Consider the following 24,350-nt stretch of genomic DNA (forward strand, 5'->3'; position numbering starts at 1 on the left):
CCTGATTTCTGCGTCATAAAATTTCGCCTGACGATTTAAAATATCTTATTTGAACTTGGCATAAAGGTCTTGCAGGCGCTCGCGGTATTTCTCCGGAGAAAACAGCTTTGCCCGCTCCACGCCCAGCGTCTGATAGTGCTCAACCAGCCCATCGTCATTTGCCATGTCTCTGATCGCCTGCGAGATTGCATTAACATTGTAGGGATCGACGACCAACGCGCTCTCGCCCGCAACTTCCGGATTGGCGCCTTCGCTGCCCGTGATGACGGCGGTGCCCAATTGCATGGCCTCCAGGATCGGCAGCCCGAAGCCCTCATAGAGCGAGGGAAACACGACGGCCCGTGCACAGCGGATCAGCGATGTCAGCAGGTTGAGCGGAAGATATTCCAGCCGGACGACCGAGGACGTTTTCGACACGTGGCCGATCGTCGGATCGGCAGGCTGGCCCTTGCGCGATTTATCGGTATCGGTGGGAACACCGAGGAGACGCAACTCATTCGCATTCTTCCAGACCAGCTGGCCGACAATGACGAGCGGACGGTTCGTCTGGCTGGCCAGGTAGGCCTCGATGATACGGGCAACATTCTTTTTCGGTTCGATCGCACCGAAAAACAGGAAATATTCCTTGTGCTCGAGGCCGAAAATGGAGCGGACCTCCTGGCGCACTTCATCCTCTGGACGGTTGAGAATATAGCTCGGCAGACTGGCCGCCTGAAAGGTGTTGGTCACACGGCTCTCATCGACGCCGAGCAGATCGATAATGTCGCGCTTGGAAACTTCCGAAACGGTGACGATATGGTCTGCCTTCTCGGCGATGCGCCGGACCTTCTTCAAGAACTCTTTCTTGTTGTCGAGGGTCGTGTAAGGCAGCCTCAAGGGCACGAGATCATGGATCGTATAGAGATTGACCGCTTTCTTGAGCGTCACGGCCAGCGGGTATGTCCAATGCGCAATATCAGCAGCACCAGGATAATCGACATTCAAAAACTGACCGTAGGTTTTAAAATGCCAGCGCGACAGCGTGAAGAGGTCGCGCGAATTGACGATCCTGTCATGCGCCGGCAGTCCGCCGGTTGCGGTTTTTGCGATGACCTTGCCGGTGATCGGAACCTGTCTTGCGGTGGCCCCAAGCGGCGACGTGATCAGCCGCTGCACGACCTCATGGGTCTTCATCGATTTTATCGACGGATCAAAGAAGCTGATTTCTGCCAGAAGGTCATTTTTCCCGGCCGATGACCGGACCCCGTACATCAGGTCCACCTTGTGGCCGAGCGCGGACAGCTGTTCGCTCAGGTTCCGGGCATAGGTCGCCACCCCTGTCCCCTTCTCCAGGGCGAGATTGTAACCATCGACCATGATGCGGGCATTGGACATGAATTAAAAATCCTAATTGTTACCGGTCAAACCAGATCCGGATCCTGCATTTCGCCGGGCCTTGCGCCTGTGTGCAAGCGCCTGGCAAGAACGCTGCGCATGACCTGCGTTGACACAGTCGCTTGCTATCTAGGGGATTGCCATTTTGGACGCAACCTTTTGCGACCGGCAGGGGGTATTCCTCAAGCCAATTCAGGCCGAACGGTGTGACAACGCGTTGAAGCAGACATCGGTATGGTGTCGCGGCGGTTCTCTTGATGACTGTGCCCGTTGCCGGAATCTGTCTTACAAAGGGATGTCCGGACTGACTTACCACGCCCGCTCCAAAAGGTTTTCACACTATTATGCCCTTACTTCTCATGTCGTTTGGACGAGCGGATCCGGCGACATATGACCAGCAGCGGCTCTGAGCTATGGGATTGAACCGGTCATACCGGCAGGACGCTGTTGTTTTTAGACGAAAATTTGCATGAACTGTTTAGGATCAGTCTTGGAAAAGCGCCGCGGCCGGCAGTTTTAATCCAGCAAAATTCGAACAAATCACACGTTTTCCATTACAATTAGAGCTTGATTTTAGCCATCATGAATGGCATTTCACAACCAACTCTCAACCAATAGGAGTTTTTTCGCGCGTATTTATAAAAGAAATATTAAAACTTACTGCAGTTCTCATAGTCGTTCGCGCGGCTGCCGGCGCAGTCGCAATTTAGATAGGCCCAATTGCGGGAGGGGTGCAACGTTCAGTTTCGTAACTACGGGAACCACACAGGAATAACCGAAGTGGGTAACGAGGTTATTTCTGGATTTGTGAAGATAGTCACGGGCATCGAGCAATATCCAATGGGGATTCTACGCCGATCAGGCTTATGAAATCGTTGGAGGACATCGGAACACAAGCGTCTCTGCGGCGAGCAGCCCCCATTGGGAAACAGGGCACCTGCTGCCTTGCGGAGCCTCATAGTCAGTGGCCGGACAGGAGGAGAGGAGTCACATTTCTCTGTTCTTAGCCGTGGCATACGAATTTCCGGCGTTGAGTTGGCTCCATTGGATGTCAGGTGCTGACGCCGGAATGCCGAAGGACTTCTAGAGGAGAGGTCTTTGGGGGGAGATAGGGAGAGACAAACTGCAAGTAGCGCCTGCTTTGGGGACTTATACGGCGCATCCATGAAACTCTAGGTCATTACCCAGCGAGCCCGCACATTATTGCGCGCGAGGCTACAGAAGCTTGGCATTTGCAGACAGCAAATACGCCGGATTCTTCAGTGTGCCCTGAAAATAATAACACAAATTTCATAATACCCTTTGGCGAAAAAGCATTAATAAGTCGGAGAGCATTTAAATGACAAATGTATAGTTGAATTACCAAGGGAGGAGACGATGATAATAGGGAGGAGATACATGAGGAACACTGGATTTTCCTGCGAAATGTCGCGTCTGCACAAAAATTACAGTCAATCTGTCAATTGGAGGCGACATGACATTGGCAAAACTATTTCTCGCAACTGTTGCTGCCTCATCAGCAACGGTCAGCGCTGAAGCTGCAAACGTAGTCATTAATACACAAAGCGAAGAATCGGAATACCTGCGCGTTTGCGATGCTTTCGGGCAGGGTTATTTCTTCATTCCTGGCACTGAAACCTGCTTGAAGCTGGAGGGCTACTCGCGTTTTCAGGTTAATGCTGGACCTAACGCCGGCGGGTCGAAGGACTATGACCCGTTCGTGCGCGTTCATGTACAATTGACTGCGAACAGCGACACCGAACATGGTCCGCTCACAAGCGTGCTGACTTTAAGGGCATTGGGAGGCAGGTACCCGCAAACGAACAGTCCACGGGTGGAGGCTGCATATATTGACATCGCAGGATTCCGTGCAGGTGTTTTCTACGGATGGTGGGATTATAATCTGACCGGGGATACCGACGATCTTTTCAGCCCCTATAGTCCTTTGAACTCGGTGCGTTATCAATACGAAGCGTCAGGGTTCTACGCCGGGATAGCTGCCGATAGGCTCGACGCTTACGCAATAGACAGAGATGCCGTTGGTGTTGCTCTTGGTACCGGCGGCAGGGGTGACGGGTTCAGATATCACATTACCGGGGGATACGACACCGACTTTCAAGAGTGGGCGCTTCGCGCGTTGGGTAAGGTCGAGATCGGTGTCGGAACGCTGGGCTTTTCTGCTGTGTATTCCAGCAATCCGAACGGTTATTACGCAACCGCTGGATGGAGTACAGCCGCCGAATACTCTATTGCAGCAACAGAAAAGCTGCTGATCACCCCCGCAATCCAATACTTCGGCAATTACGGTGCAAATGTTGCTAAATCAGAATTTCGCCCCAATGACGCCTGGAAAACGGGTGTGACTGTAGACTATCAGATCATGGATAATTTCTTCGCAAAGCTATCGCTTGAGCATACCGAAATAAACAATGCCGATAACATTACCAGCGGGTTTATACGGTTTGAGCGCGCGTTTTAAGAACTGACACCACGCGGTTGCTGACAACCGGCTGAAAGGATGGCCGTGTTCAGCAGAGGCGTGGTGGCTTCTCAAATGTTAAATTTTTTGGCGATGAGCCAATACTGTATTCCGGATTGACATGGCCGGCTAAACGTCGCCGGCCAGTGAGGTCTGATTAGACCGGAATGATATCGTTCTCGTCACCATCCGCGACATGTTCGAGTTCTCCGACACCATCCTTGAGCTTGTCTTTTCCAAACCAGTTTTCCGCTTCTTCAGCGGAATTGACTTCCTGAATCTTGAACTCGTCGATGATGAAGAAGTCATTGCAGTATTTTCTCAACAGCGTCGGCGAGGAGGTCACGATGAGGAAACCGGCTGAGCGCATGCGTTCCGTCACCAGTTCTTCGCATCTGGTTCTGAAAGCACCGCGGCCGCCAATAAGGCTCTCGTCGATAATATAGGTCTCGAAAGGAATGGCATAGCAGGAGGTGAACAGAAGCTTGGTGCGCTCATCCCGGTTGAGGTGCCTGAAGGGCTTGTCGATCGACTTGCCGATTTCCGTGAAATCCAGCACGAAGCGGATGATCGGGACCGGATCGAAACCGAAGACCCGGCATAGGAATGCCAGATTCTCACGGCCGGTCAGCGCTCCGTTGAAAACGCCGCCGGAGGCCACCGGAAACGAGACGAGCGACGATCGCCGCACCCGGCCTATGTCGGGACGCAGTTTTCCCGTCGTCAAGTTGGCGACAACGGTCTTTCCACTGCGCGGCGGCGCCAGAATGCCGGTCAGGCGATCAGGGCCGAATTCGACATTGACGCCCTCCAGAACCTTGGTCCGGTGAGACTTCTGCCGGAGCGTCTTGTGGACATTGATAAATTCGATCATCGCGTTCAGCCTCTCACCTGCCGTCTGTAGGACCGCCTGCCCGTGCGGTAATCTCTGCAAGCCAGCCGATGCCGTCCAGTGGGTTTAAAAATATTGTACCGGGCGGGGCAATTTCTCGAAACACAGAAATATCGGAGACCATGCTGGGGACGCCAAGAGCTGCGGCTTCCAACAGGGGTATGCCGAGCCCTTCCGCAAAAGATGGAAATAAAAGTGCCTTTGCCTCTTGCAGCATTGTCTGAACATCAAAATCCGAAAGGCCGGAAAATACGAAGACGGAATCCTTGATCACCTCGCAGCGTTCCAACATATCCAGCACATTTTCATTTTCCCAGCCTTGCTTGCCAATGATGCAAAGACGCGGCGGGTTTGCCTGCTGCGCCAGTTCACGCCAGACCTGCAGCAGAAGAAGGTGGTTTTTTCTGGGTTCGATCGTACCAAGCACGACGAAAAATGGCCTCTTATCCTGCAAAAACGCTTTCACAGGCGGCGCAAGGGGTGTTTCGCGCGCAGGCTTGAAATCCAGCGTGGGCACGATGACATCCGTTGCCTTCAGTTGCCAGCCATTATCCGAGGCGAAGGATACAACGCGCTGGTGCGTGTCCCATGAATTGCCAACAGCGATCACCGGCGCATCCGTCAGCTCATCTAAGAAGCCAAGGAATTGCCGCTTCGTCTCGGGCCGCTGATATTCCGGGTAATCGAGTGGAATGAGATCGTGGATATAGATGAGGCGCTGCATCTTGCAGCCTGGGTCGAGACGACGCATCCCTCCCTTGACCTTGCCCACACCCGAATGCGACGCCACGACATAGGTCGTTTGTTCAGAGACGATCTGCCCGCTTGCGGCCAGAAAGCGCCGGATAAAGGGCTCGGTCCAAAGGCGAAGCCTCTTTGAGGGACTCGTCTTTATTTTAAGTTCCGCATCGTCATTCCACGCCTGCTGAAGATGCTCCAGAACATTCTGTCCAAGATCCTGCGGCAGAATACAAATGCCGTGGATGCCGGCATGCACGAAATGACAGTTGATTCCAAACCGCTGCAAAAGGTCGAGGCCGATGGCCAGATCGATACGATCGACGCCGGTACCGAACGGTTTTCCGTAACTGCGGACAAGTCGCGAAATGTCAAAAAGAACACGCGGCGTTTCGATCGAAAGAGGCCGCATTGAAAGACGATACATGGATGCCTACACGTCGCAAATGCTGTTCAAGGGGCGACCGGAACTCTCTTTGGGTTCCCACTTGCGCCACTTTCGCACATTAAAGCGGTATGGTATAGGCCGCCGTAACTGAAACGGCGGTGGCACTTCATAGGCATTGCCTGAAGCTTTTATCGTAAGCCAGTATGGTGAAATTTGTCGCAAGAACTCATTGATATTATTCGCTCCCAAGCAGCGATCCCGCTCTCGTGGGTTTCAACCCGTAAAGATCAGAATTATCTCAATCTGGGCGACGCGCTGTCTCCCGTCATTGTCTCCATGATGTCGGGTTTGCCAGTCAAGCATGTCGCCACGAAGACGAATGCGGTGAGACTGGCGGCAGTTGGCACGATCGGCCATATGTTCGCCGGCGGCAATGTTTCCTTCTGGGGAACCGGCACCTCTCCCAACGCCAATCCCAATCAATCGGAACAGCCGAAAATCCCCTATGTCCGGCCTGCCGGCACCAAGTTTCATGCCTATGCAACACGGGGGCCCTTCAGCCGGCGGGTTCTGGTGCCCGAGGCAACTGGCCCGGCTGTGTATGGCGATCCCTTGTGGCTTCTGCCGCGCTTTCACGAGGCGCCGAAGGAAAAAACCTACGAACTCGGCGTCATTCTGCACCTGTCGGAACTGGCAGACCGCGAGCATGAAGCGCATCCAAAGGCGGACACCAAGCGCCACATCATCGAGGGCGATGACCGGCAGACCGTGAAGCTGATCAACACGGTAACACCTGTCTCGATCGCCGCCTTGAGAGAAAGGCTCGACGAGATCCTGGCTTGCAAGCGGATTGTATCGACAAGTCTTCATGGCATGGTGTTTGCGGAATCCTACGGCATCCCCTGTCTTTATTTTTCCCCGCGATCCACAAAAGCCGGACTGGGCCGCATCGATCTGACGCTCGAAGAGGGCCTTGATCTGCGATTTGTCGATCTTTACCGCGGCCTTGGCCAGGATCATCTGGATGTCTGGTATCAGCCGCGCAGCCGGCAAACCGATTGGGAAGCGTTGATCCAGACGATCGATCGCGTCTGGGAACAGAAATATCTCGACGAGGATCCACTCATCGAAGCCTTTCCATTGCCGTCCGACATGCTGGAAAAAGGCCCGACCGGTAGCGCGTTCGATCATCCATTGATCCGCGCCGTGCCGGTTGGCCGGGAGCCCAACATTCTCGAACGCGCTAAACTTGGCCCGCTTTCGCGTATTTTCCGGCGCACGCGCTAAAAGGTGGTCGTATCCATGGGGTTGAAAACAGTAAAGCGCTTGCTGCGCTGGGAAACCTCGCCAGCAGCAGGTGCGCTGACCAAGGGACGATCCACGGCCAAACGGGTACGGCTGTCCTGGGTCTGGACCACCAAACAGCATCCGGATGCAAACCTTGGCGATGCGTTGAGCGCAGTCATGGTATCGGCGATGTCCGGCTTGAAAATAGAGCCGGCAGCTTTCGATCATTCTCAGGAACGAATAGCTGCAGTCGGCACGATCGGTCACGCGCAGCGTGGCGGAAAGGTGCATATCTGGGGCACCGGCTTTGATCTCAATCGCGGGCCGACCGGCGCTGTCGGTGCCTATCAGCTCCCCGAAGAGACCGCGCTGGTCGTTCATGCCGTCAGAGGAAAGCAGACGGCGGAGGGCCTGCGCAGGCTTGGCATCGACGTGCCCGACATTTTCGGCGACCCGGTCTGGTTCCTGCCGCGCATCTTTCCCTTTGCCAATCTTCAGAAAAAATACGAGCTGGGCGTCATCGTTCATATTTCGGAACTGGATGAGGCAACGGCGAAAGCCAAGGTTCGCGAAAATCTCGTCCGCTACAATATACCGCCCGAACTTTCCGGAAATATCAAAATAATCAATACCTATACCGGTGCCAACCTTTCCGGCATGCGCGACAAGATCGAGGAAATCGTTTCCTGCCGCCGCATTCTTTCCACCAGTCTTCACGGTTTGGTCATTGCTGAGACCTACAACATCCCCTGTGCCTGGTTCTCAACAAACCGGGGCGAGTCCGGTTTTCTGCCCATCGACGGGTCGCGGGCGATCGATCATCGCATGATCGATTTCTATGGCGGCGCAGGGCGGGATTCGGTCTTGAGCTACCTGCAACCGCTTCATGAAGCGACGGACTGGGAAAAGGCAATGGCATTTGTCGATACGCATTGGCAGCCGCTCGATTATACCGGAGAGGCGCTTTTTAACGCGTTTCCGCTGCCGCGCGCGGTTCGGTTCGAGGACAAAGTCTGGGACTGCTCACCGGAAGTGTTGCAAAAAAATCGTTATTGATGAGTCATCGATGATGTTGTGTGTCGCCTTTAACTCAAACCTGCTCTTTCGTCGGGCAATGTCATTGTCTGCGGGCAGCCGGTGCGATATCCAAAACAGAATCGGAAATTGAGTTTGAAAATGGGCTTGGATACGAGTCGGCAGTACAGGGTTCCCATGGGGCGTTTGAATACATTCACCAGACTTTCGTTGGCTGCGTTATGCGTTGCGTTGTCGTCCTGCACGATGCCAAGCTCCGGGCCAAGCGCGAACAAGATCCAGTCGGGAGCCAAAGAGACGTATGCCCCCTACACGCTGATCAATGTGAACCCCAACGTCGTTTCGGCCCTGGACCAGAATCTGGACCAGCAACTCGCCGTCACGCTGGGAAACAGCAGGAAGCGTAGCTCGGCGCTGATTGGCGTTGGCGATACGGTGGCGATTTCGATCTGGGAAGCGTCCCCTGACGGCCTGTTCTCCAGTGGCGCTGGCCGCGGCGGTGGAACTCAGATACCGGAACAGCCGGTTTCGGAAGCCGGAACCATCAGCGTTCCCTATGCCGGCGTTATCCAGGCGGCAAACCGGACCCCGGACCAGGTCAAGGAAGCCGTCGAGAAGGCCCTCATCCGCATGGCCGTTCAGCCGCAGGTGCTGGTCAGCGTCGTCAAAAACGTGTCCAATACCGTCACTGTGACCGGTGAAGTGGCCAGCAGCGGGCGAATTCCTCTGTCCCCGCGTGGTGAGAAATTGCTGGATGTCATCGCCATAGCGGGCGGTCCGCGTATGGAATCCCACCAGCTTTCCGTGCAGATCACGCGCGGCAGGCGGACGGAAACCATACCGATGGAACGTCTGATTTCCGACCCGACCGAGAACATCTATGTGCAGTCGGACGATGTCGTGGCGCTGATCCGCCAGCCCCGGAGTTTTACGGTGTTTGGGGCATCGACCGCCAACGCATCGGTACAGTTCGACGAATCGCAGCTTTACCTCAACCAGGCGCTCGCCAAGGTCGGTGGCCTGAACGACGAACGGGCCAATGCCAAGGGTGTGTTCATCTATCGGACGGAATCAACAAAGCTGCTTCGCCGCCTGATGCCGGAAAAGGATTTTTCCTCCTACGGCCCGACAGCCAACGTTATCTATCAGGTCGATCTGACCGATCCGAGCGGCTTCTTCCTGTTGAAAGGGTTTACGCTGCGCAATCGCGACCTGATCTATATTGCAAATTCGTCACTTGCCGAAGTTCGCAAATTTGCAACTCTGGTGAGTTCGACGGCAGCACCGATCGCGCAGGCGGCTTCGGTTTCAAACACATTGTCTGATTTGGGACGATAACACTTTAAAAGGCGTGTCATCTCAAAGCTGCCCAGTTGTCGTGTTTAAAGCTCCGTCGGCCATGCCGATGGAGCTTCTCGTTTGGTGGACTTTTTCGGGTTGCAAATCCATGCTATGAGGCTGTCTCAGAGCATACGAGGCTCGATTCAGGAGATGAAGTTTGAAGGACATGTCCGGGGCGGCAAAGCTCGACAAATCGAAAGCACGCTCGGACGATAGCGGCGCGCTGGTTCTCAGGCTTGATGAAGTGCGGCCGGCGCGTCAGCAGCCTGGCGCCGCGCCGTCTGTTCTGCCGAAGCAATTTCCGCGCAAGACGACCATAATCTACAAATCCCAGCGCATAACCGGCATGGTCGCCAAGGCAAAGGGCGGCATTTCCAGTACGGCGGTTTCGTTCTTCCTCATGGTCGTTTTGCCGACGATCATCGGCGCGCTTTATTTCGCCTTCGTGGCATCACCGCAATATATGTCCGAGTTCCGTTTCTCGGTGCGCCCGACGGACGGCAGCGCCATGGCGTCCAGTGTGGCTGCGGATGCGGCACTTGCCATGTCGAACAGCTATATCGTCTCCGACTATGCCTTGAGCCGCGATGCGGTCGAGGCGCTGGAAACAAAGATCGGATTGCGGGAACTCTATTCCGACGGCAGCATCGATGGCTTGTCCCGCCTCCCTGAAGGCGCGTCGCTCGAAAAGCTCGTTGCTTATTGGCGCAAGCGCGTTTCGACCAGCTACGATATCATGACCGGTATCAACGTCATCGAAGTCACCGCCTTTTCGCCCCAGGACGCCCATAAAATTTCCGTCGCTTTGCAAGCTCTGTGCGAGCAGCTGGTGAACGACATCTCCGAGAAGGCGCGCCAGAGCCAGATGGCTTTCTCAAAAGGCGAGCTTGACCGTTCCGAGGCGCGTTTGAAAGAGGTTCGCCAGAGCGAAACGGAATTGCGGTCTGGTCAGAAAAGCATCGACATCAGAAAAGATGCCGAAGGTAAAATCGTATTGAACAATAAATTGCGCGGGGATCTCTCTGAGCTCGAAGCGCAATATTCGGCCCTGTCGAGCTATATGGATCCCACCTCGCCGCGCCTGACTGTTCTGAAGAACCAGATTGCAGCGGCACGGGAGCAGATCGCCAATCTGCAGACGCAGATATCGAATGCCGATGAGACGACACCTGGCAGCATGGACGATGCCCAGAGAATTACGAAATATGATCAGTTGCAGACCGATGTGGACATTGCGACGAAACTCTACACGTCATCTCTGACAAACTACGAACAGGCGCGCATGCGCGCCAACAACAACCAGACCTATCTGGCGACCTATGTCCAGCCGGGCATTGCGCAGATCGCCTCCTACCCGCGTGTTTTTGTCGATACGCTTCTGGTTTTTCTGTCCGCCATCGGTATCTGGGTGGTCCTGACGCTGATCTACTACAGTATCCGTGACCATGCTTGATCAAGGTGGATTGGAACTGAGGCTGCGTCCATGAATACAATCGCGCTCGGTGTTTCCCGGCAGATGCGGATCGTTAGCGCGCTGACGATCCGCGAAGTGCGGCTGCGCAACAGCAAGCATGCATTCTCGCAGCTGTTCGACCTGCTCGAAGCTGTCGTGTTCATCGTTGCCCATTTCATCATTTTCACATTTCTTGGACGGCATCTGCTGATCGGGGACAGTCTCCTGCTGTTCATCACGACGGGTATTCTTCCCGTTCTGTTCTTTCGAAGCATCAGCATCCGGACGGCCTCTGCGCTGGAGGCGGCAAAAGCCGTGACCAGCATCCCCTTTATTGAGGCCATCGACTACGCTATTGCCCGCGCTTTTGTGGAATTTCTATCCTTTACGATGGCTTTCATCGGCTTCTTCGCGCTGATCGCCACGTTCGATCTGTCGCGTTATGCCGTGCCGTACAATCCGATCGCGCTTGTGCAATTCATTATTCTGATTTCGTTTTTTGCGTTCGGAATCGGCTTGATCAATTCTTTCCTGATCTTCCTGTTTCCATTGTGGAAATTCATCTGGGGCATGTTTTCGCGCGTTCAAATTTTCTTTAGCGCCGTGTTTTTCATACCGGAATATATGCCGCCGCAGGTCAAGAATATCTTGGCCTATAACCCGATCATGCATCTTGTGGGACTATTTCGCACCGCATTTTATCCCACCTATCCCACTCATATGCTGTCGCTGACCTACGTATTCGGGTGGACCTGTGCAGTTATGATCCTTGGTCTGGCGCTTGAGAGAACGCTTCGCAATCATCGTGCCCACGGCCATTGAGCCCGCGAGCTGGGTTCAGTGTGTATACTTAATATAGTTTACAGCGCTGACATGATCCGCCGGGCAATGCTGCGCTATCCAAACGGATAGAGGATGCGGCCAATCAGCCGGAACTTTGGATTGGACACTTCCCGGAAGAACAGGATCGGGTCCTGCCGGAACCATTGTGCATCATGGTTGTTTCCGATTTTCGAGATGATGAACGCCAAGGGCGGCGTCAGCAGATGTCTCCAGCCGAGAATGCCGTAAGGTCCCCATGCCCGCCATGGCTGACCAAGCCGGAGCGGTCGCCGCGCAGGCTCCGGCTCCTGTTTTTCCTTAGTGAAGTGCCGCGATATTCCATCTACCGTTTCCTCAAACGAGACGTTCGTTCCACTCACGGGGTCGAAATACCGGGGGTATAGGAGATAGGCACCCGCAAACAACGCCTCGATGCTGAGGTTCCGGCCACGGCGCTCGTTGGGCTGGCGATCATCCGTCAGTCCCCAGCCGGCATAGAATGGGCATCCATAGACAGTGACTGTCAGGCCTCGAAGCAGGGCCTCGAAGCCGGCGAGCGATGTGATCGTGTAGACATGATCGATCGTTTCGAACGCCTGGCCCATGGACAGCGGCTGCGCGATGATCTGGCAAAGATGCTGGACATCCCTTGGATTGGATTGGGCGAGGCGTATGCGGTTGAGAATATCCGGGTGGGGTTTGTAGATGATCTGAGCGCCGGGATTTTCGTGGGCCGCAAGGCGCACCAGGTCGTTGTTGGTGACAGAGGAGAGACATCCAAACTGGATCGATGCGTCATCCTCGACCTGGCCGATCACCAGGATGCGCTTTGTGGATTTTGGGCCGTAGAGGTGATCGATATCGACGCTGGTATCGCTGTTGTATTTGCTAACGCCGGTTTCGAGCAGAAAGCGGATACCGGCGGCTGCCCGTTCCAGAAGCTCCGGTGCGCCCTCGAAATCATAAGTGCATAACAGCCGCTCCAAATCGGAGGGCTCTCGGCAATCGAAATATGCCGTGCGCTGGTCCAAGGCGAGAGACAAGGGCGGCGTATAGCTGGCCGTGGCCACGACCGAACGGATGAACCCATCCTCGATATAGAAGACAGGAATTCCATGCTCTGCCGCAAATGGCTTGAGCTTCTGAGGCGTGCGCAGGCTCCAGACGAAAATCTGCGGATTGTCTTCAAGAAGAATGCGGGCAGCCCAGTCTTCAAAATCGGGTTCGCTCACATACATCGGAACGAAAATAAAGCTGCGGTCCGGAAAATAGCGCTGGAAAATATCCTGCTTCCACTCATGAATGTGGAAGGCGTACGTCGTGATTTTTTTGATAGGGAGAGAACCCCCGTCAGCTACCTGGCTTGACGGTTGCTCTGAACCTGAAGCCGCACCTTGGTGCTGCTCAGACAAGGACATTTGCTCGCGAGGCCATGTTCGGAACTCCACCTCTTTTAGGAGCAGGTTGAACGGCTAACCCGCCCACCAAGCCCTGCATCGTCACATCAAACGACACCGGCGCGCAACAGATCGTGGATGTGAAGGATGCCGCTTGGGGCGCCATCGTCATCCACCAGGAACAGAACGGTCACCTTCTGTGCCTGCATGATTTCCATTGCGGCACTGGCCAATATGCTGCCTTTGATGACACGCGGGTTGTGCGACATGACGGTATCGACGGTCTCGACCAGCAGATCGTGCGACATATGGCGGCGCAAGTCGCCATCGGTAATCACGCCGGCAAGCTTGCCCGCCTCGCCGGTAATGCCGACCACGCCGAAGCCTTTCGACGACATCTGGATGATGGCGTCGCCCATCGGGCTGCCGAGCGGCAGGAGCGGGATCGCATCGCCTTCATGGGCCAGTTCCTGCACGAGAAGCAGTTGAGAACCGAGCTTGCCGCCGGGATGGAATGTCTTGAAATCCTGGGCGGAAAAGCCGCGCCGCTCGAGAAGTGCGATCGCCAGGGCATCGCCCACGGCCAATTGCAGCATTGCAGAGGTGGTCGGCGCCAGACCGTGCGGGCAGGCTTCCACCACTTTCGGCAGGGTCAGGGCGACGCTGGAATTGCGCGCCAGCAGGCTTTCGGCATTGGACGTGATCGACACGACCGGAACATTGAAGCGCTTGGCATAGGCCAGCATGTTTCCAAGCTCGACGGTTTCTCCCGACCAGGACAAAAGAATGAGAAGATCCTCAGAGGTGATCATGCCGAGATCGCCATGGCTGGCTTCGGTCGGATGCACGAAATAGGCGGATGTGCCAGTCGATGCCATGGTCGCTGCGATCTTGCGGCCGATATGGCCACTTTTGCCGACGCCGGAGACAACCACACGGCCCCGGCCGCCGGCAATCAACTCAACCGCATCAACGAGGCTGCGCGAAAGCGCTGGATCGTTGGCAAACTGGGTTGCAAAGGCATTGATCCCGTCAACCGCCGTGGCAATCGAGCGCCGCAACGATTCAAGGACAAGACCTGCCTGCGGAGGGTTCGTATCGACTTGCCTAAGACCCATGCTATTACTCCAAAACCAAAACGGGGCATCCGGTTTCAACCAGAGCACCTCAGATCAAACCAAAAAGGCGGATTTGCGCTCTTTATTGGTAAAATTGGCAAAATCGTCAAGCCTGCAGGCCAAAGCTGTGGGTATATGGGTCAACCTGCCCGCTGCGTGATGATTTCATCGTCGCCAACGCCGATCTGGCCGGGATTGTTGACGAAGGCTTCCAGCGTCATCGTATCGAGAATATCGGCGATGGCATCGCGCACTGTCGTCATCGACCGGCGCACTTCGCAGGTGTCGGGATCGTTGCAATCGTCGCAGACTTCATAGGCCGTGCGACTCGCACAGCGGATCGGCGCCAGGGGGCCGTCCAGCGTGCGTACAACCTGACCAATGCGGATTTCGGAGGCCGGGCGCGAGAGCGAGTAGCCGCCGCCAGGCCCTTTTTTCGAGCGGAGAATGCCGGCATTGCGCAGTTCCAGCAGGATCGTATCGAGAAACTTCTTCGGGATATTGTTGCGGGTGGCAATCTCGGTAATGAAAGCTGTCTCACCCGGATCGAGCCGCGCCAGATCGACCAGCGCTTTCAATCCGTATTTTCCCTTTTTGGTCAGCATCGCAGTTCGCTCTTTTTACAAACAGGCACTGAAAACAGCGCCTATCTGCTGATTGCCCTCATATAATCCGGCATATCACAAGAGAAGCCGGGCCAATATACCGATTTAGGGAAAACATGGCCAAACTGCGGTTTTCATGGATATTTGTGGCTTATGCGACCGCCAATGCGGCTGGAGTGTCCTGAACCCGCAACATTGCCCGCCGCGAAGCCTGCCCTGAGATCAACTGGCGCACTGCCGCCCGCGCCTCGTCGGCGGACCGGAAATGCCGCGAATCAAGATCCCAGACGTGATATTTCACCGCGACAAACTTCAGCCGGCCCGCATCCGGGACCACAACACCGACGGCTTCGCCGCCAAATTCTATTACCTGCTTGCTCATGGGAAAGCGCTCCTACCACGCCTTGGCGCGGATCATTCAAATCGTGCAACATTCAAGGAAAAGACTGCGTCGAGGTCACATTCGCCAGGTGCGAATGCAAAGGTCTTTCGTTGTGCGACAATGGGAATGCGTGCCCCGGAAAGTCGCGATGCGGGCGTTGTCAAACATGGCTCTCTCCTTCGGCAAGGCCCGGCAGGATGCTGTCCGGGCTGGTTCAAGGTCTCCGCTCCGGCTCTTGCCATCTGCGAACAACCACAAGATAGGATAGACCACAAATTTAGTCAATTAAATTTGGCTACCCGCGCAAAATAATACTAGCTCAGTCGTTATTTCTGGCATGTGCAGCAAGGTGTGTTCCCGAAGTAGGATATCCTAGAATGAAAATCTACTTTCCAAGAAGACCACGCATCGCGTTCATGGACTTATGTAGGCGCATCATGAGACAAAAAAAGGGCGGCCGGAGCCGCCCTTTCGATTTTTTGTGATCCGGTCAGTTCTTGGCGAGTTCGGTGCCGGGCGCGCGGGTTGATTCGCGTTCCTTCCACCAGCGGCTGAGGAACAGCAGGATCGGGCCGCCGATATAGATCGACGAGGTCGTTGCGACGATGACGCCGAACACCATCGGCCAGGCGAATGGCTTTACAGGGTCGCCGCCCCAGATCGCCATCGGCAGCAGCGAAGCGAGAATGGCGACCGACGTGAAGATGCATCGCATCACCACCTGGTTGATCGACAGGTCGATCAGGTCGGAGAACGGCATCGACTTGTACTTGCGCAGGTTTTCACGCATGCGGTCGTACACCACCACCTTGTCGTTGACGGAATAACCGATCAGCGTCAGCACGGCGGCAATGGCCGTCAGGTTGAAGTCGATCTGTGTCAGCGCAAAGAACCCAATCATCTTCGTGATGTCGAGAATCAGTGTCACGATCGCACCCACGGCGAAGTGCCACTCGAAGCGCCACCAGATGTAGAACAGGATCGCCACCATCGCGAGACCGACTGCGAGGAAGCCCGAGCGCGCAAGTTCCGCACTGATGGTCGGTCCGACCACTTCCGTACGCTCGAAGGACGCACCCGGGATGGCCTGGCTGACGGCTTCCTTGATTGCGTTCAGCGCCACGGTCTGTTCCGCTTCGCCGCCCGGCTGACGCTGGACGCGGATCAGGACGGCTTTGCCCTGATCGAAATCCTGCAACGCCACTTCACCGATGTTCAAGTCCTCAAGCTTGGGCCGAAGGGCTGCAAGATCGAGCTGCGCCTCGGACGTGGCTTCGACCTGAATACCACCGACAAAGTCGATGCCGTAGTTGAGGCCTGGCGTGAAAAACAGCACGACGGAGCTGATCGACAGGAACGCCGACATGCCGATGGCAACAAAACGGCCGCGCATGAAGGAGAAGGCCGGGATGGCCGGAACCTTGCCAAAGATCGAGTGAATTTCGATCTTCTTCAGCTTCTGGCGCACGACCATTTGATACATCATCAGGCGCACGACGGTGATCGACGTAAACATCGAGATGACGATACCGATCATCATCGTGATGGCGAAACCGCGAACCGGTCCGGTACCGAACATGAAGAGCAGGATCGTGCCGACCAGGGTCGTCACGTTGCCGTCGACGATTGTGGCGAAAGCCTTGTTGAAGCCGACATCCAGCGCCTTCATGGCGCCGGCACCGGCCGCCGTTTCCTCGCGGATACGGGCGTTGATCAGAATATTGGCATCCACCGCCATGCCGATACCGAGAATGATACCGGCGATGCCGGGAAGCGTAAGCGTCGAGCCGAGCATGCCGAGCACGGCGATCGTCAGGATCGTGTGCAGGACGAGACCGATATTGGCGATGACGCCCCAGGATGTGTAGAGCACCAGCATCATCACGACGACGAAGGCAAAGCCGGCAAGACCGGTATAGATGCCCATGCGGATGGAGTCGGAGCCGAGGTTCGGGCCGACGGAACGTTCCTCGATGATGGTGAGCGGAGCCGGCAGGGCGCCGGAACGCAGCAGTGCGGACAGAACCGTTGCTTCCTGAGCGGTGAAGTTACCGCTGATCTGGCCCTGGCCGCCGGGGATCGGTTCGTTGATGCGCGGCGCCGTCAAAACCTTGCCGTCGAGCACGATGGCGAAAGGCAGGCCGACATTGTCGCGGGTGATTTCAGCGAACTGACGCGCACCCTGGCTGTCGAAGGTGAAGGAAACGATGGGTTCGTTGTTCTGCTGGTTGAAACCGGCCTTGGCATCGGCGAGACGCTCGCCGGAAATCGCCACACGGCTTTCGACGGCATATTTCGCGCCGTCATTGGTCCCCGGCAGGATATCGACGCCGCGCGGCGGCGTGGTGGTGTTCGGATCGACCGATGTATCGACCATGTGGAAGCTCATCTGCGCGGTCGAACCGAGCAGCTGACGCAGGCGTGTCGGGTCTTGCAGACCGGGCAGCTGGACGAGAATACGGTCGGAGCCGACGCGCTGGATCAACGGCTCGGCAACGCCGACCTGATCGACGCGGCGGCGAATAATCTCAAGGCTCTGATCAACGGCCGCCGTCATGCGTTCGTTGAGACCAGCCTCCGTCTGCCGGATGGTGATCGTGTCACCGGCGGTGCTGACGTCGATATCGGAGGTCGATGTACCGAAACCGAGCGTGCCAACCGGGGCTGCCAGTTCCTGGATTTTCGGCATCACCTTGTCGCGATCAGCCTGTTCGGGAATCTTGACGGCAATGGAATCGCCGGCAATGCGGGCCGAGGACGTCGGCAGACGCTCGGTGCGCAGCGCGCCGCGGATATCGTCGAGCAGCGTGTTGAGACGCGCCTGGCGCAGGCCAGCCGCATCTACTTCCAGAACGAGATGCGAACCACCCTTGAGGTCGAGGCCGAGCGTGACCGGCTTGACCGGCAGGAAGGAAGCATATTGCTGCTGGACGGAGGCCGGCAGCACGTTGGGCAGCGCCGCGATGATCCCGAAGAGGGTAATCGCGACATAGGCCAGAATGGCCCATTTCGAAGTGCGCATGTTGAGGTTCCATGATAGCCCGCTTTCCTCAGACTATGTCAGAGGACAGCGGATGTGTGCGTAAAGGAAAATATGCGCTGACGCGCAAGAACTGTCAGCAAGGACAGCGATCAGGCGTTTAACGCCGGAGGGCCGCGCGCGCGGGCGATATCGCCGGGAGCGCCTGTGATGACCGCATCGGAAAACGCTGCAATCGGCATGCTGCCGTACGATACGGCGGCAACGAAGACGGGAGCGGGAAGAAGAAAAGGCCCCGGCCCGCCCGGCGAAGCCTTGCCGTCGGCACGGTCCGCTGTAAAGCGCAGATCCGCCACCGGAAAGGCACGCACAGCATGTCGCGAAAGGGCCGTGTCGGACGTGCCGCTTTCCGGAATGGAGAAATTTCCAGCGCTTTGCTGCGTGGAGAACCGCGACGAAAACCCTTGGGCGGACGCGACGAACTGCATGGCAATGGCCGCCGCCAGAATCCACAGCACGGCAAAAAACTTGCCTGCCTGGTTCCGGTCGATGCTGTTGCCATTCATGCCCATAGAGGACATCGTCCTTCCCGTTGGCGTGCCGTTTTCACGGCAAATCACCGAATGCACGCCGATTCAGCGTGCAAGCGGGCCTAAAAACCATCGCCCGCTGCCAAAGTCAAATCTTACCATCAGGCAGGCCCGTTGAACATCCTCAACCCCACCGCTTTCACGCCGTGACGCCTGCCGTGCGCGTCTGGTGAATTTCGATCAGCGAGGGCCCGCCGCGCTTGCGGGCTTCAACCAGTGCGGCCGTCAGATCGCTGGCCTTGGAAAGCCGTACCGCCGGGACGCCATAGGCGCTGGCCGCAAGCAGGAAGTCGGGAGCCGATGGCTTGACGCCTTCCGGGGTGATGCCGGATTCGACCATGAAGCTCTCGATCTCCTGATAGCCGTCATTGTTCCAGACGACGAAGATGACGTTGGCGTTGATATCGGCTGCCGACCCCAGTTCGGCCAGCGAAAACTGGATGCCGCCATCGCCGACGAGGCAGATGACCGGCTTTTGCGGATCGGCCACGGCTGCGCCGACAGCGGCCGGCGGCGCATAGCCGAGTGCGCCAAAACCTGTCGCCGAATTGAACCAGCTCTTTGCCCTCGGCGCATCGCAGTAGAGATTGCCGGCATAGACGGCTTGAGTGGAATCGCCGACGATGACGCAGTCTGGCAGAGCCTGATAGATCGCATCGATGACGCCGATTTCGGCCCGCATCTTCGCCGTCAGCTCCGCCAATGCCGCCTTGCGGGTTGCCGCCGCGCGCTCGGCACTCCGCGCTGCCGGTTTTGCCGTCAGAAATACCAGAATACCGGAGATCGCAGCTTTGGCGCCCGACAGGATCGACAGGGCCGCATGCGGGCCGCGCGCCAGCTGGGCAGCGTCGATATCGGTGCGGATGAGGTTGCCGAGGATGGGGAAGCCGCCATCGGCATACATGTCATAATCGGTCTGGCCCATCTCGGTGCCGAGCGCGATCACCAGGTCGGCATCGGAAATCAGCGCGCGCACGGCCTTGAGGCTCGGGCTTGCCGGGACCCTCAGCGGATGGCCGGCGAGCATGCCGCGCGCATTGACGGTCATGACGACGGGGGCGCCGATGCGTTCGGCCAGTTCCTGGATCTCCGCTTCCGCCGTGATCGCGCCGCCACCGCACAGGATGACTGGCCGCTGCGCATCGCCGCAGAAAATGGCGGCCTTTTGCAAGGTTTCCGCATCCGCCCTCGGCCGGGTTGCCGTCGCCTGCCGGAGCGGGGGTGCGGCGATGCGGGCCGTCATCACATCCGTCGGGATTTCGATATGGACGGGGCCGGGCCTGCCGGAGGTGAGAATGGCGAAGGCGCGCTCGACCACCGGGCCGAGGTCGGCCGGATTGAGCAGGGTCTGCGAATAAAGCGCCAGCGTCTTGATCATGCCGTGCTGGTCCGGCAGCTCGTGCAGCAGGCCGCGGCCATGGCCGAGCGAATCACGCCGATTGACGCCCGAGATCACCAGCATCGGGATCGAATCCTGGCGCGCCTGCGCCATGGCCGTAATCGTATTGGTAAGCCCGGGCCCGGTGATGACCAGGGCCACGCCGGGCTTGCCGCTGACGCGGGCGTAACCATCGGCCATGAAGCCGGCACCCTGTTCGTGGCGTGGCGTTACATGCCGGATCTTTGAAGCGGCAAGGCCGCGATAGAGCTCGACCGTGTGGACGCCGGGAATGCCGAACACCACCTCGACGCCATTGGCTTCCAGGAGATCGACCAGCACCTCGCCGACGGTTTTCAAGGTTTCGCTCATGCGCGGCGCTCCTTCGGCGTCTGCAGCCGGATCGCCAGCTTGGTGATGCGCTGGCAGGCTTCCTGGATGACCTCGTCCGGCACCGTCAGGCTGACGCGCACGAAGGAGGCTGCCTCGTTGCCGAACGATGCGCCGGGCATCACGGCGACATGCTCCTGCTCCAGCAGCATCCAAGCGAAAGCCTCGCCCGTCAGGCCGGTGCCCGCAACATTGATCAGCGTGAACATGCCGGCTTCGGGCGGCAGCGGCACGATCCCCGGCACGTTCGAAAGCCCCTCGACGATCAGGTCGGCGCGGGTCTTGTAGGATGCGCGCATGGCGGCTGACGTGCCGATCTCATGGGTCAGCGCATAGGCCGTCATATCGGCGATGAAAGGCTGGACGCCAAACAGCATGGTCTCCGACACCGGCAGAAGGCGGCTTGCAAATTCAACAGGGCCGACAGCCCAGCCGCTGCGGAAACCAGGGGCAGCGTGCGACTTGGAGATCGACGAGACGACGATCGTGCGCTCGGCAAGCTGCGGATCGTCGAAGGGCGAGGCGAACGGACCGTTGAAGATCAGCTCCTCATAGACTTCGTCGCAGACGATCCAGAGATCGTGCTTGCGGCAGATGCCGCCGATCGCCCTGATCTCGTCTGCCGTCAGCACCGCACCGGTCGGATTGTGCGGCGTGTTGAGCAAAAGCACGCGGCATTGCAGCGTGATCGCCTTTTCGAGATCGTCGGCCTGCATGTGAAACCCATGCTCGGGCTTCAACGGCACGGTAACACGATGGGCGCCGGCCGCCTGGATCACGCCGTCATAGGTGGCATAGAGCGGATCGCCGACCAGGACGCCGTCGCCAGCCTCGACCAGCCCGAGCATGACGGCGAAAAGCGCGGTCTGGGTGCCTGGAAAGCACAGCACGTTCTGCGGCGTCACGTCGGCGCGGCGCTTGGCGTAGCGGGCCGTCAGCGCATTGACCACCGAGGGTTCGCCACGGCCGTTGGAATAGCGGTATCGCCCGGCATTCATCGCGCGCTGCGCCTCGGCCAAGAGCGCGGCATCCGGCGGCATGTCGGGTTCGCCGATCGTCAGCTGGATGACCTCCGTGCCGCTTGCCTGCATCTGGCGGGCGCGGATGTGCAGAGCCCATTTTTCCGATCCGAGATCGGCCAAGCGGTCGGTGATCGATGAATAGCGCATAGGGGGTCTCCTACCCTCAGTCAAAAATCGTGTTCGTTCCCGCCGAACGGCAATCCCAGCAGGGCCTCGCTCGACGACACGGCGATGGCCACAAGCTCGGCCTCCTCGAAAAGCTCGCCCGCAAGGCAAGCCTCCAGCCACAGCCCGTCTATCATGCCATTGATGGCAATGGCGTGGCGGCGGCACTCGGCTTCGCCGGAAGGCTTGCCCTGTGCCCTCAGAAAATCGCCGATCAAGCCCTGCAAATCGTTGCGGAAACCGAGATAGCCTTCGCGGTGGATGGCGGCGAGCTCCGGATCGAGCCGCACCTGGCTGATAAACGATGCCCAGAGCGACAGGCTGCGGTCATTGGCGACCGGGGCTGTCAGGTTCAGCGTGATGAAGCGCTTCAGCCGCGTGCCCGGATCGCCGGTGACATCCGTTGCCTTGGCGGCGAAAGTGGCCAGAACCGAACGGTAGGCCTCCTCCACCATCTGGTCCTTGGAGGCGAAATAATGCCGCACGAGGCCGGCGGTGACGCCGGCCCGGATGGCGATCTGGCGGACGGTCGCACCGCGCAGGCCAAGCTCGGCAATCGTATCGAGGGTTGCCTCGATCAACTCCTGCCGCCGCTCCCCCTCCGGCGCGCGATGGAACGTCCGGCGGTTCATGCAGCCCGCCGCAGGACCGGCCGGGTCAGGCAGGTCGGGCCGCCTTCGCAGGCAATGCACAGCGCGTCGGCCTCGAAGGTCTCGACCTTGCAGCCCGCCGCTTCCATCGCAGCCTTGGTCTTGGGAAAGCCGGCAACCATGATCACTTCGTTCGGGCGGACCGGCAGGACGTTAAGGCTCAGACCATTGCTGGCATGGAACTCGTCGGCCGGCGCCTCGATCAGGGTGATGCCCCATTCCTTCAGGAGCTGATAGAAGGCGGCCGGCAGGAGCGGCGCAAACACCAGCGCCAGATCACGCGACAGCGGGCTCATCACCGACATCAGGTGCAGGCAGGCCTCCTCGCCGTGCCAGAGCGGCAGGTCATAGCCAAGCACGGTGATCCCATGCGGATCGAGCATCTCTGTCAACTGGGCGATGCCGTCTTCATTGGTGCGCACGCCACGGCCGACGACCAGCGTCTCGGCGTCGAGCCAGATGCAATCGCCACCTTCGACGGTGCCCGGCGCAAGGATGCGGCCCAAGATCGGAATGCCGGCCGCCTTGTAGGCTGCCTCGTGCAGCGCCGTTTCCTTTTCGCGCAGCGGCTTGCCCATGCGCAGGAGGATGGCGCCGTGGTTTGACATCAAAGAGGGATCATGGGTGAACATGGCGTCGGCAAGCCCGTCGCCCTTGTCTTCCAGCCACAGGATTTCGGCACCGGACTTTTCCACAAGGCGGGCGAATTCGGTATATTGGTGCACCGCCTTTTCACCGTCAAAGGTCGGACCGTAGTGCCATTTCGCAGGATCGGCAGACGCAAGGCTTGCGCCCGGACGCCGCATCAACACGCGTGCCAGATTGGCCGACATCTCCTGCGAACCATATGCCGTCATCATCTACTCCTGTTGGAAAATTGTTCATTAGCGAGGGCTGCCAGAAAAAGCAGCGTCGAAATTATTATACGGTTGAATAATTTCTGCACAAGTGCCACGATGCGTTTCATGGAACAGCGTGACAGGCAAAAATGCCGCACGACAGACAAACAGGGGAACTGTTTTCATGCGTTCAGACGTGGCGACCTGTCTCGACAGGACTGACTTTTCATGACGGAACCAGCCCAGGCGATTGCGGTTACAAACCTCCACAAACGTTTCGGGCCGCTGGAAGTGCTCAAGGGCGTTTCATTGACTGCGAATGAAGGCGACGTGATCGCCATCATCGGCGGCAGCGGTTCGGGCAAATCGACCTTCCTGCGCTGTATCAACATGCTGGAACTGCCGACATCCGGCTCGGTCACGGTGCATGGCGAAACGATCGCCATGAAGAAGGACGGTCACGGCGGGCTAATGCCTTCCGACCGCAAACAGGTGCAGCGTCTGCGCACTCAGCTCGGCATGGTGTTCCAGAGCTTCAATCTGTGGCAACACATGACCATCCTCCAGAACGTCATCGAAGTTCCGGTCCATGTGCTCGGCAAATCCAAGGATGAGGCAACGGCCACCGGCGAAGCGCTCCTGCGCAGGGTCGGCCTGTTCGAGAAGCGCGATGCTTATCCCGCCTTTCTCTCCGGCGGCCAGCAGCAGCGTGCGGCCATTGCCCGCGCGCTTGCGATCCAGCCGTTGGTCATGCTGTTCGACGAGCCGACCTCGGCGCTCGATCCGCAGTTGGTCGGCGAAGTGCTGACCGTGATTGGTGACCTCGCCAAGGAAAAGCGGACAATGATCCTGGTCACCCACGAGATGAAATTTGCGCGCAACGTCGCCAATCACATCGTCTTCCTCGCCGACGGCGTCATCGACGAACAGGGAACGCCGGACGAGATCTTCGGCAATCCGAAATCCGAACGCCTGAAAAAATTCATCAGCTCCATCCACTAAGACCAAAAACCACGAAAACAAAA

Annotated in this window: 20 protein-coding genes; 7 read left to right on the forward strand and 13 right to left on the reverse strand. The window is 57.6% G+C overall.

The features are described 5' to 3' along the window. Positions 1-45 precede the first annotated feature (45 nt). On the reverse strand, positions 46-1,374 hold the full coding sequence (locus ASD32_RS01380) for a glycosyltransferase family 1 protein (protein WP_244490061.1): 1,329 nt from the start codon (positions 1,372-1,374) through the stop codon (positions 46-48). Between the two features lie 1,474 nt (positions 1,375-2,848). Between ASD32_RS01380 and ASD32_RS01385 the strand changes: the two genes are divergently transcribed. Beyond that, on the forward strand, positions 2,849-3,853 hold the full coding sequence (locus ASD32_RS01385) for a porin (protein WP_060636100.1): 1,005 nt from the start codon (positions 2,849-2,851) through the stop codon (positions 3,851-3,853). Between the two features lie 157 nt (positions 3,854-4,010). On the opposite strand, the gene ASD32_RS01390 is transcribed toward ASD32_RS01385, so the two are convergent. Beyond that, on the reverse strand, positions 4,011-4,727 hold the full coding sequence (locus ASD32_RS01390; RefSeq protein WP_060636101.1) for a hypothetical protein: 717 nt from the start codon (positions 4,725-4,727) through the stop codon (positions 4,011-4,013). Between the two features lie 13 nt (positions 4,728-4,740). Further along, complete coding sequence (locus tag ASD32_RS01395) at positions 4,741-5,910, reverse strand: glycosyltransferase family 1 protein (protein WP_060636102.1); 1,170 nt, start codon at positions 5,908-5,910, stop codon at positions 4,741-4,743. A 309-nt stretch (positions 5,911-6,219) separates the two neighbouring features. Here ASD32_RS01395 and ASD32_RS01400 point away from each other — a divergent pair, with 309 nt between their 5' ends. The 5 genes from ASD32_RS01400 to ASD32_RS01420 all read left to right on the forward strand — a co-directional run bounded on the left by ASD32_RS01400 (position 6,220) and on the right by ASD32_RS01420 (position 11,809). Then, a complete protein-coding gene (locus ASD32_RS01400) occupies positions 6,220-7,158 on the forward strand; it encodes a polysaccharide pyruvyl transferase family protein (protein WP_162252617.1) in 939 nt (312 codons plus the stop codon). Positions 7,159-7,173: 15 nt separating this feature from the next. Next, complete coding sequence (locus tag ASD32_RS01405) at positions 7,174-8,214, forward strand: polysaccharide pyruvyl transferase family protein (RefSeq protein WP_082546585.1); 1,041 nt, start codon at positions 7,174-7,176, stop codon at positions 8,212-8,214. 81 nt (positions 8,215-8,295) lie between these two features. Next, positions 8,296-9,531 (forward strand): polysaccharide biosynthesis/export family protein, encoded by a 1,236-nt coding sequence (locus ASD32_RS01410; RefSeq protein ID WP_156382997.1) that lies wholly within the window; start codon positions 8,296-8,298, stop codon positions 9,529-9,531. A 160-nt stretch (positions 9,532-9,691) separates the two neighbouring features. Then, positions 9,692-10,987, forward strand: a complete 1,296-nt coding sequence (locus tag ASD32_RS01415) for a hypothetical protein (protein ID WP_060636106.1) — start codon at positions 9,692-9,694, stop codon at positions 10,985-10,987. 96 nt (positions 10,988-11,083) lie between these two features. Next, positions 11,084-11,809 (forward strand): hypothetical protein, encoded by a 726-nt coding sequence (locus ASD32_RS01420; protein ID WP_244490062.1) that lies wholly within the window; start codon positions 11,084-11,086, stop codon positions 11,807-11,809. A 74-nt stretch (positions 11,810-11,883) separates the two neighbouring features. Here the strand turns inward: ASD32_RS01420 and ASD32_RS01425 are convergent, their stop codons facing one another. The 10 genes from ASD32_RS01425 to ASD32_RS01470 form a co-directional block, all read right to left on the reverse strand. After that, the gene (locus ASD32_RS01425) at positions 11,884-13,047 is read right to left on the reverse strand and encodes a capsular polysaccharide biosynthesis protein (protein ID WP_244490063.1); all 1,164 of its coding nucleotides are present in this window, start codon (positions 13,045-13,047) and stop codon (positions 11,884-11,886) included. Positions 13,048-13,313: 266 nt separating this feature from the next. Next, positions 13,314-14,324 (reverse strand): KpsF/GutQ family sugar-phosphate isomerase, encoded by a 1,011-nt coding sequence (locus ASD32_RS01430; RefSeq protein WP_060636109.1) that lies wholly within the window; start codon positions 14,322-14,324, stop codon positions 13,314-13,316. Positions 14,325-14,464: 140 nt separating this feature from the next. Beyond that, on the reverse strand, positions 14,465-14,929 hold the full coding sequence (locus ASD32_RS01435) for an Rrf2 family transcriptional regulator (RefSeq protein WP_060636110.1): 465 nt from the start codon (positions 14,927-14,929) through the stop codon (positions 14,465-14,467). A 151-nt stretch (positions 14,930-15,080) separates the two neighbouring features. Continuing rightward, positions 15,081-15,311: a hypothetical protein gene (locus ASD32_RS01440; protein WP_060636111.1), complete on the reverse strand. Its 231-nt coding sequence runs from the start codon at positions 15,309-15,311 to the stop codon at positions 15,081-15,083. Between the two features lie 490 nt (positions 15,312-15,801). Next, positions 15,802-18,333, reverse strand: coding sequence for a protein translocase subunit SecD (gene secD, locus ASD32_RS01445; RefSeq protein ID WP_060636112.1), 2,532 nt, complete (start codon positions 18,331-18,333; stop codon positions 15,802-15,804). Between the two features lie 110 nt (positions 18,334-18,443). After that, positions 18,444-18,872, reverse strand: a complete 429-nt coding sequence (locus ASD32_RS01450) for a hypothetical protein (RefSeq protein ID WP_156382998.1) — start codon at positions 18,870-18,872, stop codon at positions 18,444-18,446. A 148-nt stretch (positions 18,873-19,020) separates the two neighbouring features. After that, complete coding sequence (locus ASD32_RS01455) at positions 19,021-20,631, reverse strand: 5-guanidino-2-oxopentanoate decarboxylase (protein WP_060636114.1); 1,611 nt, start codon at positions 20,629-20,631, stop codon at positions 19,021-19,023. After that, positions 20,628-21,818, reverse strand: coding sequence for a pyridoxal phosphate-dependent aminotransferase (locus tag ASD32_RS01460; RefSeq protein ID WP_060636115.1), 1,191 nt, complete (start codon positions 21,816-21,818; stop codon positions 20,628-20,630). Before ASD32_RS01460 ends, ASD32_RS01455 begins: the two co-directional genes overlap by 4 nt. Before the next feature lie 20 nt (positions 21,819-21,838). After that, entirely contained in the window at positions 21,839-22,468 is a 630-nt protein-coding gene (locus tag ASD32_RS01465; protein WP_060636116.1) for a TetR family transcriptional regulator C-terminal domain-containing protein, read from the reverse strand. Next, positions 22,465-23,343, reverse strand: a complete 879-nt coding sequence (locus ASD32_RS01470) for an arginine deiminase family protein (RefSeq protein WP_060636255.1) — start codon at positions 23,341-23,343, stop codon at positions 22,465-22,467. The genes ASD32_RS01465 and ASD32_RS01470 overlap by 4 nt, the downstream gene beginning before the upstream one ends. Before the next feature lie 210 nt (positions 23,344-23,553). Between ASD32_RS01470 and ASD32_RS01475 the strand changes: the two genes are divergently transcribed. Continuing rightward, a complete protein-coding gene (locus tag ASD32_RS01475; protein WP_060636117.1) occupies positions 23,554-24,327 on the forward strand; it encodes an ATP-binding cassette domain-containing protein in 774 nt (257 codons plus the stop codon). The last annotated feature ends 23 nt before the right edge of the window (positions 24,328-24,350 follow it).

Source organism: Rhizobium sp. Root483D2, assembly GCF_001426685.1.
Taxonomy (GTDB): domain Bacteria; phylum Pseudomonadota; class Alphaproteobacteria; order Rhizobiales; family Rhizobiaceae; genus Pararhizobium; species Pararhizobium qamdonense.

Excerpts from the sequence above, each read along its gene's own strand:
- ASD32_RS01470 (WP_060636255.1), bottom strand. The coding sequence starts at position 23,343 with ATGACGGCATATGGTTCGCAGGAGATGTCGGCCAATCTGGCACGCGTG.
- ASD32_RS01435 (WP_060636110.1), bottom strand. The coding sequence starts at position 14,929 with ATGCTGACCAAAAAGGGAAAATACGGATTGAAAGCGCTGGTCGATCTG.
- ASD32_RS01465 (WP_060636116.1), bottom strand. The coding sequence starts at position 22,468 with ATGAACCGCCGGACGTTCCATCGCGCGCCGGAGGGGGAGCGGCGGCAG.
- secD (WP_060636112.1), bottom strand. The coding sequence starts at position 18,333 with ATGCGCACTTCGAAATGGGCCATTCTGGCCTATGTCGCGATTACCCTC.
- ASD32_RS01425 (WP_244490063.1), bottom strand. The coding sequence starts at position 13,047 with ATGTATGTGAGCGAACCCGATTTTGAAGACTGGGCTGCCCGCATTCTT.
- ASD32_RS01455 (WP_060636114.1), bottom strand. The coding sequence starts at position 20,631 with ATGAGCGAAACCTTGAAAACCGTCGGCGAGGTGCTGGTCGATCTCCTG.
- ASD32_RS01380 (WP_244490061.1), bottom strand. The coding sequence starts at position 1,374 with ATGTCCAATGCCCGCATCATGGTCGATGGTTACAATCTCGCCCTGGAG.
- ASD32_RS01440 (WP_060636111.1), bottom strand. The coding sequence starts at position 15,311 with ATGAGCAAGCAGGTAATAGAATTTGGCGGCGAAGCCGTCGGTGTTGTG.
- ASD32_RS01395 (WP_060636102.1), bottom strand. The coding sequence starts at position 5,910 with ATGTATCGTCTTTCAATGCGGCCTCTTTCGATCGAAACGCCGCGTGTT.
- ASD32_RS01450 (WP_156382998.1), bottom strand. The coding sequence starts at position 18,872 with ATGTCCTCTATGGGCATGAATGGCAACAGCATCGACCGGAACCAGGCA.
- ASD32_RS01430 (WP_060636109.1), bottom strand. The coding sequence starts at position 14,324 with ATGGGTCTTAGGCAAGTCGATACGAACCCTCCGCAGGCAGGTCTTGTC.
- ASD32_RS01475 (WP_060636117.1), top strand. The coding sequence starts at position 23,554 with ATGACGGAACCAGCCCAGGCGATTGCGGTTACAAACCTCCACAAACGT.
- ASD32_RS01405 (WP_082546585.1), top strand. The coding sequence starts at position 7,174 with ATGGGGTTGAAAACAGTAAAGCGCTTGCTGCGCTGGGAAACCTCGCCA.
- ASD32_RS01460 (WP_060636115.1), bottom strand. The coding sequence starts at position 21,818 with ATGCGCTATTCATCGATCACCGACCGCTTGGCCGATCTCGGATCGGAA.
- ASD32_RS01390 (WP_060636101.1), bottom strand. The coding sequence starts at position 4,727 with ATGATCGAATTTATCAATGTCCACAAGACGCTCCGGCAGAAGTCTCAC.
- ASD32_RS01385 (WP_060636100.1), top strand. The coding sequence starts at position 2,849 with ATGACATTGGCAAAACTATTTCTCGCAACTGTTGCTGCCTCATCAGCA.